11 protein-coding genes are annotated in these 10,324 nt (G+C 50.9%); 3 read left to right on the forward strand and 8 right to left on the reverse strand.

Annotated features, from left to right (window positions below; all coding sequences use genetic code 11):
* The 4 genes from OXG10_08920 to OXG10_08935 all read right to left on the reverse strand — a co-directional run.
* A partial coding sequence (locus OXG10_08920) for a tetratricopeptide repeat protein (protein ID MCY3827474.1) occupies nucleotides 1-683 on the reverse strand: 683 nt, incomplete at its 3' end.
* A gap of 187 nt (nucleotides 684-870) precedes the next feature.
* Nucleotides 871-1,755, reverse strand: a complete 885-nt coding sequence (locus OXG10_08925) for an EamA family transporter (protein MCY3827475.1) — start codon at nucleotides 1,753-1,755, stop codon at nucleotides 871-873.
* Between the two features lie 191 nt (nucleotides 1,756-1,946).
* Entirely contained in the window at nucleotides 1,947-2,177 is a 231-nt protein-coding gene (locus tag OXG10_08930) for a hypothetical protein (protein ID MCY3827476.1), read from the reverse strand.
* 50 nt (nucleotides 2,178-2,227) lie between these two features.
* A complete protein-coding gene (locus OXG10_08935; GenBank protein ID MCY3827477.1) occupies nucleotides 2,228-2,395 on the reverse strand; it encodes a hypothetical protein in 168 nt (55 codons plus the stop codon).
* Nucleotides 2,396-2,644: 249 nt separating this feature from the next.
* On the opposite strand from OXG10_08935, the gene OXG10_08940 reads away from it, so the two are divergent.
* A complete protein-coding gene (locus OXG10_08940; GenBank protein MCY3827478.1) occupies nucleotides 2,645-4,174 on the forward strand; it encodes a DUF4062 domain-containing protein in 1,530 nt (509 codons plus the stop codon).
* Nucleotides 4,175-4,217: 43 nt separating this feature from the next.
* On the opposite strand, the gene OXG10_08945 is transcribed toward OXG10_08940, so the two are convergent.
* Both OXG10_08945 and OXG10_08950 read right to left on the reverse strand, forming a co-directional pair.
* Complete coding sequence (locus tag OXG10_08945) at nucleotides 4,218-4,802, reverse strand: tetratricopeptide repeat protein (GenBank protein MCY3827479.1); 585 nt, start codon at nucleotides 4,800-4,802, stop codon at nucleotides 4,218-4,220.
* A gap of 24 nt (nucleotides 4,803-4,826) precedes the next feature.
* Entirely contained in the window at nucleotides 4,827-5,024 is a 198-nt protein-coding gene (locus OXG10_08950) for a hypothetical protein (GenBank protein ID MCY3827480.1), read from the reverse strand.
* A 256-nt stretch (nucleotides 5,025-5,280) separates the two neighbouring features.
* Here OXG10_08950 and OXG10_08955 point away from each other — a divergent pair, with 256 nt between their 5' ends.
* Together OXG10_08955 and OXG10_08960 are read left to right on the forward strand one after the other, a co-directional pair.
* Nucleotides 5,281-7,026 (forward strand): UvrD-helicase domain-containing protein, encoded by a 1,746-nt coding sequence (locus tag OXG10_08955; GenBank protein ID MCY3827481.1) that lies wholly within the window; start codon nucleotides 5,281-5,283, stop codon nucleotides 7,024-7,026.
* Nucleotides 7,023-7,772 carry a hypothetical protein gene (locus OXG10_08960; protein MCY3827482.1) on the forward strand — a complete coding sequence of 250 codons (750 nt, stop codon included), beginning with the start codon at nucleotides 7,023-7,025 and terminating at the stop codon, nucleotides 7,770-7,772. The genes OXG10_08955 and OXG10_08960 overlap by 4 nt, the downstream gene beginning before the upstream one ends.
* A 61-nt stretch (nucleotides 7,773-7,833) precedes the next feature.
* Here the strand turns inward: OXG10_08960 and OXG10_08965 are convergent, their stop codons facing one another.
* The gene (locus tag OXG10_08965; protein ID MCY3827483.1) at nucleotides 7,834-8,088 is read right to left on the reverse strand and encodes a hypothetical protein; all 255 of its coding nucleotides are present in this window, start codon (nucleotides 8,086-8,088) and stop codon (nucleotides 7,834-7,836) included.
* Between the two features lie 114 nt (nucleotides 8,089-8,202).
* On the reverse strand, nucleotides 8,203-10,324 hold a 2,122-nt coding region (locus OXG10_08970; protein ID MCY3827484.1), incomplete at its 5' end, for an Eco57I restriction-modification methylase domain-containing protein.

The following is a 10,324-nucleotide window of genomic DNA, read 5'->3' on the forward strand; positions in this document are numbered from 1 at the left end:
TCCTCATCGCGTCCGAGCCTGCTTTTGGTAAGGGCTCTAGATGCGTAGACTTCCGCGTCTTCGGGATCAAGGAGCAGCGCCTCATCAAAATCGGCAATTGCTTCTTCGTACCGATCGAGGCCGAATTTCGTTCTGCCCCTGTCAAGATGCACAAACGGGGATCCGGGGTCAAGGAGCAGCACCTCGTCAAAATCCTCGATGGCTTCCTCGTAACGCTCGAGACCGTCTTTTAGGAGTGCCCGGCCGTGGTAGGCGACCGGGTTTTGCGGATCAAGTCTCACGGCCCTGTCAAAATCCTCGAGTGCGTCCTCGTCGGGACCGAGGCACCTTTTGACGGTTCCGCGCCCCAGAAACGCAAGATCGTTTTCAGGGTCAAGGAGTATTACCCTGTCAAAATCCTCAAAGGCTTCTTCGTAACACCCCATTTCCGAGTTGATTATCGCCTGGTCATACAGGGCGTCAGAATTCTCAGGCTCAGCCCTGATTGTCTCGTTAAGTATCAAGAGAGCTTTTGCGTGGTACTCAGGGTCTGTTTCTTCAAGCAGGTCGATATCTTTGATGTCGGGATTTCGGGGCGACTCTTCGGCTGTCTGCTCCCGGCTGACTGATGATCCTGCCGGCTTTTTCCCGGCGGGGTTATTCTTTTTCCCCCGGTTTTTTCTCTTTGAGGATTTTTTCTTCATTTCCGCCTCCTTCTGCCAAGAGATGCAGTGCATGCCAGTATCCATGACAGGCATACGGTGTCAAGACGCATATTTCCGGCTGTGTTGCCTTTGTGACGTTAAGCGTCTGCCCCTCGCACATAAGCCCCTTGTTCCGGCCGGGGGAATACGGGCTTGTGCATTCGCGGGGCGTATTTGAATATCCGTCTTACTTCTCCGCCTGTTTTTCCCTGCGGGTTCGTAAAAACAGCAGATCCTTTGCGGCCAGCACCGCGCCCCCGGTAATCAGGACGCAGGCGCAAGCGACGCGCCAGTCGGCCTGGCCGGCACCTGAAGCGACAAGTATCAGGGTTGAGAGCAGCGGAGCGGCGTAGCTTGCGGTGCCAAGCACCTTTATATCCCCGTGTTTTACGCCGAAGTCCCAAGCATAAAAGGCGGCACCCACCGGCAACAGGCCGAGACCGGCGACGGCGAGCCATTGGCCGGTCCCCTGCGGCCAGACAGTCTGTTCAAGCCCCAGATGGCAGATGAGCGAAAAAACGGCCGTTGCGGCGCAGAATCCGGTGACGGCATCGGTCGGAACCGCGCCGAAGCGCCGTGACAGAAGCGAGTAGGCGGCCCAGGTAAAGGCGGAAAGAAGTGCCGCTCCATAGCCGAGGGCAAAGCTGCCATCAAAGGAAAGGCCGTTTTTCGAGACGATAAGCGCTGTCCCAGCAAGACCCGCGAGGGCGCCTGTTACGTGGTGCCAGCCGATCCGCTCTCCGGGAAGAAGCGCTGAGCCGACGACGATCAGCAGGGGCCAGAGGTAGCCGATCAGGCTCGCTTCGACGGCCGGCGCGTTGCGAAGCGCGGTGAAGTAGAAAAAATGATAGCCGAACAGTCCTCCGACGCCGAGACACCATACGCGCAGGGGCTGGCGCAGGTTTCGAAAACCCGACGGCTTCCCGGCAAGCGAGACCAGTCCGATGGAAGCGGCTACCGAAAAACACATCGCGGCAAGCTGAAAGGGCGGCACTTCTCCTGACAAGGCCGTAAGCAGGGCCAGAAGCGACCACATAATGATTGCGCTTAATCCGATCAGCGTTGCCTGCATCAGATACTCTCTTTCATTATCGAATGTAAACCTGAATGTGAGCGGAAACTGCCTTGATTCCGATAACCCGGTTTCGGCGTGGAACTGTCTGACTTGATCAATTCAGCTCAGTGCGTCAACCAGTTTTGCTTCGGCACATCCGCCTGATACTGTTCCGACCGCAACCGCTGATTTCCGCGACAGGGTTTTTCTCAGTTGTTGGGGCAATGGCATTCTATAACGTTCCCGCTTGTGTCCGTGACCTTGGTTGTGCAGTTTACCGGGCAGTCCTCATCCAGATCGCAGCCTGCAATCTGCAGGAAAAAGAAAATGCCCAGAATCACGAGGGCCGTCAGGGCAAATCTATTTTTGTCCTTATTCTTTTCTGTTTTCATGGCGTCCCCGTCTCTTCGTTTTTCATTTACCGCTTCTTCATACACCATAAGGCCCTGCTCCGCAAATCCCCGGTTGCTGCTTGATTCGGCGGTACTGGCTAATGGAGCATATTTCGGTGCGAAACCTCAAGTAGAAAGCTGGTTGCGCTTGCGAGATCATCGGTCGCTTCTTCTTTTCTGTAGATGAATTCTATGGCCGCTCCCCTGATTTCGCTGGCAAGCGTGGTTTCCGGGTCAAGATGCACTGCCAGATCGAGGTTTGCCATGGCCTTTGTGTACATCCCGGGACCCAACTGTGCCTGCAACTTAACCAAGTGTTCTGAAATACACAACAGACGTGAACGAATCGGGTAATCTGTTAGTGCTTGATGATATGAAAAAAGAGATTCTGACGTAAAGTGGCGCCGGGCCGTACTTGGCATTGGGGAAAGCACTGGCAAAACCGCAACAACCGATGGTCTCGGGGAGATATATTCCAGCTCGGACGACAATTCGTTTGGCTCATGGACAGGAAAATGAAACCACTCCGTATTTTTGTCAGCAGCGTTCAGAGTGAATTTTCCGAGGAAAGAACGGCACTGCGCGACTATGTTCATGGTGACGTATTGATGAGGCGGTTTTTCGAAGTGTTTCTGTTTGAGGATGTTCCGGCGTCAGACCGCCGCCCCGACCATCTTTATCTGGATGAAGTCGAACGGTCGGACATCTACGTGGGGTTGTTCGGAGGCGACTACGGAACCGAAGACAAAGAGGGCGTTTCACCTACTGAAAGGGAGTTTGATCACGCAACATCCCATGGCGTCCACCGCCTGGTTTTCCTGAAGGAGACAGAAAGCCGCCATCCCAAAATGAGTGCGCTGATTCTCAGGGCGCAGGCAGGCCTGATCCGTAAGCGGTTCAGTACTCCGGAGGAACTTATATCCGGACTTTATGCTGCGCTGGTGGAGTACCTGGGAACAAAAGAACTGATACGTTCAAAACCCTTTGATGCGGCACCTTGCGCGAAAGCTGACATGAACGATCTTGATCCCGGCAAGATGTCCCGGTTTATTCGTACGGCTCGCAGGGCCAGACAGTTTCCGCTGACAGAAGATGTCTATCCCGAAGAGCTGCTTGAGCATCTGAATCTGCTTGACGGCGATTGGCCGACAAACGCGGCGGTTTTGCTGTTCGGAAAGTCTCCGCAACGTTTTCTGATCTCTTCTGAGGTCAGATGTGCTAATTTTCACGGAACAGAGGTTGGAAAGCCGATTCCGTCTTACCAGGTTTACAAGGGAACGGTGTTTGATCTGGTCGATCAGGCAGTAGACTTTGTTCTGAGCAAGATCAATCGCTCGATCGGCACCCGGGCCGAAAGCGTGCAGGCTCCCACTACCTATGAAATTCCCAAAGAGGTTGTGAGCGAAGCCGTAGTGAACGCTGTGGCTCACCGGGATTATACGGACAATGCCAGCGTTCAGGTCATGCTCTTTGCCGACCGCTTGGAGATAAGGAATCCCGGCAGGCTTCCGCCGCCTCTTACCTTGGAGAAACTGCGTACCGCGCACAGTTCGGTGCCGGCAAATCCGCTTCTGGCCGAGTCTCTTTATCTTGCTGAATATATTGAGCGGATGGGGACGGGAACGTTAGACATGATTCGGCGATGTGTCGATGCGGGTTTACCGGAACCGGAGTTTGCCGTTACGGACGGATTCGTCGTGACGATACGCCGCCCCGAGCTTTCGCAACGGGTGGACGGGGAGCTGAAGTCGCGGCAAGAGTCACAGCAAGAGTCACAGCAAGAGTCACGCCCGAAGTCGCTTGAGGAGAAGGTGCTCAGCCTGCTGACTGCCGGTCAACCGATGTCAAGACTCGAATTGTCCAAAGGACTGGGGCAGAAGAAGATATCTGGTCAGCTCAACAAGGTCATTAGGCTGCTTATGCGTACGCGGAGCATCGAGTACACTCTGCCTGACAAACCTCAAAGCCGTTTCCAGAAGTACAGGCTTACGGACAAGGGTCGGGCTACTGCCTTGGGTCTGGACGCGGGAAATATCAAGACATGAATTCCGCAGGGCTTCTGGGGGAATCACAACACAATGCGCTTTCTCACTTGACAAAAGGATCACCCTCGGAATAAAGCATGGATGTGTCCAGAAACTCATCTTCTTCTGCCAATCCCAGTTTTTTTCGCGTAGCCAGCAGTCCGTCAAAAATATCCTGATAGTCGGGGCGAAGTTCTATCGACTTCTCGTAATCCTCAAGTGTCTCCTCAAGTCTTCCGAGCCTGCTTTTTAACTCGGCCCGTTCAAAGTAGATGCGCGGCAATTCAGGGTCTATCCGGATTATCGTGTCGTAATCGCGCAGGGCATCTTCGTATCTTTCGAGCTGTTCATAGCACCACGCACACTCATAATAGGTTTCCAGTCTCTGGGGATCAATACGTATGGCTTTGCCGTAATCATCCACCGCGTCTTCAAGTCTGTCTGCCTCGTTTTTCATCTGTCCCCTCAAGTGGTAGTAATACGCGGTTTTCGGGTCGAGCTGTATTGCCATGCCTATATCGGCTATTGCCTCTTCGTGACACTCCGTTTGGTGTTTCGCGCGGGCGCGATTGTGGTACGCTTCGGGGTCTTTCGGGTCAAGGCGGACCGCGTGGTCAAGATCGGCTAGGGCCTCTTCATTGGATATCACTCTTTTCGCTTCTCCGCGGTAGCGCTAGGCGCAGGCCATCTCGGGACAAAGCAATATGGCTTGATCAAACAGCGAGATGGCGTCTTCATACGAGGCCTTCTCACATTTTTCCAGTGCCGCGCGGTAATATTTCCAGGCCTCGGGGGAAGCGGAAAGATTGTTCTTCCTGCCTCCTTTTATGATTTTTAACTTCGGCGTGTCTGCCGGGGGCTTTCTCTTCATGTTTCTTGCCGGCTGCACAGCCGGCCCGCAACAGCGCATCTCTGCTAGTAAGAATAGCACTTTGTTGCGGTTATTGCGAACAGCTTTGGCAGTTGGGATAGTCTCATACAGTACGGAGAAAACCCTGAACCCATCGCATGCGGGTTGTGACCTCAACTGATTCGCGGTGATCGGAAAATATTCGCTTGAAATAAAAGCTTGTCTTCTGAAAACCGACAGTTGCGTTAACTTAGCCTCATAGCGATACTTTCATCATATGGAAATTTTCCTGCTGCTGTTCCTGATACTTGCATTCGTATTTTTTGCGGGATTTCGGAAAAAATCCGCTCCGCAGCCGGATACGGCTAAAACAGAGAGCTTGCTGCTTAAGCATAAGGGACTTTTTGACTCCCTGTTTGCCCATCCCCTTACCCAGGAGCAGAGACTCTGCATAGTCGATGATTCCTACAGGACGCTTATAATAGCGTCAGCCGGTTCAGGGAAGACAACAACGCTTCTGGGCAAGTACGTTTTTCTGATAAGAGAAGAACTTGCTACCCCTCGGGAGATTCTGGTTCTCGCCTTTAACAAGTCCATAGAGCAAGAGCTTGGAGAAAAGATAAGAAAACTTGTCCCCGGAGTCGGCCGCCCCGAAGTCTACACATTCCACGGGTTCGGTCTTGAACTGCTTAAGAGAATCGGGGGGAGAAGAAAGCTGGACCCCCTTGCGGAATCATCTTCAGACGGTCTTCTCGACACTGCAAACGTACTTGCGATAATCGAGAGGGCAAAGGTCAAGTATCCTGAGATCGGGGAATGGATTTCGGAGTTCAGAGCCGGGTGTCCGTACCACCAAATAGAAGAGTTCGTCCGGGATGAAAGGGAATACAACGAAACTGTTACAAGTTATCCCTACAAAAGAGAATCATTCCGGCTCGGCGAAGAATTCAGAGCGCAGCGCATACCGAGTCTTGACGCAAGGTACTGGGTCAGATCCCAGCAGGAGCTTGCTATCATAAACAGCCTGATAATAAGGGGAGTGAAAGTTGAGTATGAAAGGCCGCATCCCGACGGAGAGATAACCCCGGACTTCTATTATCCGGAAATAGACCTCTGGCATGAGCATTTCGCGATCCAGAGGGACGGCAGCTCCCCCTTTGAAGGCTATGCGGAGACAGTACTGCGGAAAAAGAAATTCTACGAGGAGCGGGGAGGGGATTTTCTTTTTACCTACAGCTACGAATATTACGAGGGCACCGTGATTGAGAAAATTTTCCGGAAGCTTGACGAAAAGGGCATCTCCTATGATCCTCCCGCGAAAGAATATATAGAAAACCGCCTTGAGTCCCTTTACTCGGATGATACGTACAGCCTGATCGCAAGATGCGTAAAGCTTGCCAAGGCGAACGATCTTTCCCCGGGGGGTCTTTCTGTGCGGCTTGACTCACTGCGCGACAAATTCAGAAGCAGCCTTTTCAAACGGTTTTTCCTTCCGGTTCTTGAGACCTACGAGGAGATTCTTCGTGAAAACGACACCATAGATTTTGAGGACATGATCCTTGGGCCGGTCCGCCACTTAAGCGGCGCCGAGATGGATGGAGCGATTCCGGATCGGTACAAGTATGTCCTTGTGGATGAGTTTCAGGACATCTCGGAAGCCAGAAAGAATTTCCTCGCCCGAATACTTGCCGCGGATTCCCGCCTCTTCGCAGTGGGAGATGATTGGCAGTCGATCTACAGGTTTACCGGCTCGGACAGCATGGCGATGAAAGAGTTCTCCGAATCCGAAAGCCCTCTGGTTACCGAAGACGGGGTGTCGGGGCGGGATGCTCGCTTGTTTAGGCCGCGGACTTACAGGATTCAGGAGACATTCCGGACATGCAGGCCGGTATCCGACATTGCTTCCGAGTTTATTCAGAAAAACCCAGCCCAATCAGAAAATCCGTTCGCTCCCGCCCGCCGGATGATGATTTCCCTGCCCTCAACATATGTTCCGTTGACCGTTATGACAGCGATAACTTGAAAAGGGTTCTTAACCTGATTCCAAGATCGGACAAAAGCAGGGGGGTTTTTATTCTGGGGCGGAAGAACAGGGAAATTGAGTCTTTCAGTTCCAAAGAACTTATGGCCTTCAGGGACGATCTCAGGATATCCAAGGGGACGATCCACAAGTCAAAAGGCCTCGAGGATGATATCGTTATCGTGCTGGGAATGGATTCGGGTATGAAGGGCTTTCCGGGCTGCGGAGAGGAAGACCCCCTTCTCTCGGTCTTTCTGCCTCCGGGAGACGGCTACCCGAATTCGGAGGAGAGGCGAGTTATGTACGTGGCCATGACCAGAGCCAGAGAGAAAGTCTTTCTGGTTAGCCAGTCTGTTCAGCCGTCATCCTTTGCGGCGGAGATAAAAGAGATATGCGGGCGTCTTGACGTCAAGTTCAATGATGCTGTTCTGAGGGAGGATGTTGTCGGGCCGTGTCCTGAATGTTTCAGCAAGGGGCTTGTGCAGGGGAGATGGATGGGAGGTCTTGTAAGAAGGGTAAGGAGCAATCCTCCGCCGTATTCCATATTCCTGGGGTGCACGAATTTCGGGAAAGGGCTTTGCGGCTACACAAAGAGAGAAGCGCCCTGTCCCACATGTCTGGTAAAAGGTGAAACTGTTCGATTGGGTGTGCGGTTTGACGAAGAGTTGCAAAAGCGCGAGGTGTTCTGTCCGGGTTGTGATTACCGTAAAGACTACGATTCATTCAGATTTAATAGCGTGGAAAGGTAGTACTTGAAAGCGAAGACACTTGACCAGAATGTTGTTTTTTTAAATTCTACGTCCTTTCATCTTACATATGCACCTTCGGTTCACCAGCTTCACCAGTAAGAGAATAGGCTTGAGCCCGCCTAAAATCTTCAAGCGATTTAAAAACTTCGGGATTCGATTCTCTTATAAACTCTTTGGTAATGGTAATGGTAAATGTATAGGTATAGCTTTTCCCATCTTCAATCTTCACGTTTTCAAGAACCCTTTCATCAATGTCCGACTGGTTGAAAAAAATCTTACAAAAATCTATAAAGGCTTGCCTTTTTGACTTCACCATCCTGCTACCTCCTTGTTGTATTTATTATCCAAACTCTCCGCACACTACTTAGAAAGCTGAAAAAACTTTCTTCTTTAGCATATTACGACTGAATTCGTCCCTTTTCGCTCGGAATTACCGTCCTTTTGGTTCGTAATATGCACTCAAATTCACATCATGATTGATAATAAACTCCATTTCTTTTTCTGTGAAGGAAAAATTCTCTGCCAAGTGAGAATCAATTTTTGAAAACAACTGCTCGTTTTCCACCGCTTTTCTATTGCTAGCAGTAAACCGCGCTTTCACTGTTCCGGGTATTCCTTTTTCTCCAGCATATTCGTTTATTGCCAGTATCCGTTGCACATAGCCGAAAATTGCAAGTACTTCTTTCCGGTTGCAAGACAAGGCGTCGAGGATTAGCAAATCCGCTCGTCTCGTGATCTTGAATGCCCTTCTATAGTTAAAGTTTCCAACATAACGCCCGGCGTTTTTCTTGAACACTAACCATTTGTTGCGCTCAAAGTGAAGCATGCGCCCCAATTCGATCAGAAATTCATAGTTCTCGGGCGGGAGGAAGTCTAGAACTCTGAGAAAGTCACTAATTACCCAATTAGTGATGTCAAAACCATCACCTCGCACAAGCCAATACCAGAAATAAAGCTCCCCTGCTGTGGCGGCCAATGCAGCGTATGTTGGCTCATCATCCGCAAAAGTTAACCGCCCTATTTTCGATGGGGTGATGTTGTCAAGCGAAACAGCGTCAACACACGGTGGGTCTTCAAGAAACACAGAGATAAAATTCCGTCCTGACTGTGAAAAACTAAGATACGCCTTATTCCCGCTGCCTTCGGAAATAGCTGCCCGATACTTTCTTACTTTTGTTGATGATATTGCGTTCAATACAGATGTATGCGATAATTCCGCAACTTTTGGCAACCCCAATTTCTCAATGCTCAGGTTTTTCACCGGAACATAGGATAAATTTGTCAGAAGGTGTGAACGGCATGATGCACGCCATCGGTACATTGGAGCAGCAAAAAGCTCGGTGCCCGAGTTATGTCCGATCCAGATCGTGCAACGTTGACTGACTCCTGCGAATAGCGCGGCCGGTATGTTGTCATAGGACGAGAACCAACCGGCTCCCCAATTGGGAAGATTCTCTCGAAGTGCCTTGAAGTCTCGACTGAAGGTTATAGACAATGGGACGATCATTCCGCATCGTCCTTCGGAAACAGTAAGAACCAAAGATCTTGATACGAAATAGCCATAAATATCGGGAAATTTTTGCGCTAAGGGACCAAGAATTTCGTAGGGAATTTTTCTGACGGAAACGTAAGGAGGATTCCCAATGACCACGTCAAAACCACCACCTTGCATAATGTCGTAGAATTCAACGAACCAATGGAAGGGTTGATGACTGGAGCGCCATTGCCCGCAGGCAGCCTCGTCTTCGGTGTTTATGCCGTATATATGCGCCAGATAATTGTCCAGTTTCGTTTGCAAGCCGTCGAGCTGTTCTCGCAGTCTTAATTTCGTATTGGCAAGCGTAAGGATATTCATGTCACAATCAGTCTGCATTCTGCGGAAATTCTGGTACGTTTGTCCTGCAATCTCGGCCCGCTGCTCGATATCAGGAAGCGATAACTGATTGATCATATCGGCGGATAGAGTCCGTTTTACCTCTTTAAGGGAGGTGAAGCCGACTAAGGTGTTACCAGGGCGGATGTTGAAATCAATGTCCGGTAATGGTTCGATCTGGTCATAGCCTTCTAATTGCGCGACCAGCTTCAGGAACAGACGCAGTTTGCAGATTTCCACCGCCTCTTCCATGATATCAACGCCGTAGAGGTTACCAACGATTATAGACTTCAGGATGAAATAGCGTTCATTTGCGTGAGTATCGACGCGATCAAGCAGTTTGCGGAAATCGCCCAGAGCCTCGGGATGGTGCCTGCGCTTGGAATGCTCCAGATCATCTAGAAAGCCTCGCATGGCTTCTAGGCAGGCGATGTAAACGGGTTCTAGAATATTGAGTGCCGCAAACAGAAACGCTCCGGAACCGCAGGCCGGGTCAAGAACGGAGACTTCCGAAATAGCTTTCCAAAAGGCCCGTACCAGCTCCGGTCCTTCGCTTCCTGCTATAACGTCCTGAATGAATTTTTCGATGTCCAGATTGTAAGTGATGAGCTCGTTTATAGATGCAATCTCCCCGGCGACTATCTTCGCTCGGATCTCATTATAGCGCTCTCGGCGGGCG

The sequence above is a fragment of the Candidatus Dadabacteria bacterium genome (assembly GCA_026706695.1).
Lineage (GTDB): Bacteria > Desulfobacterota_D > UBA1144 > Nemesobacterales > Nemesobacteraceae > Nemesobacter.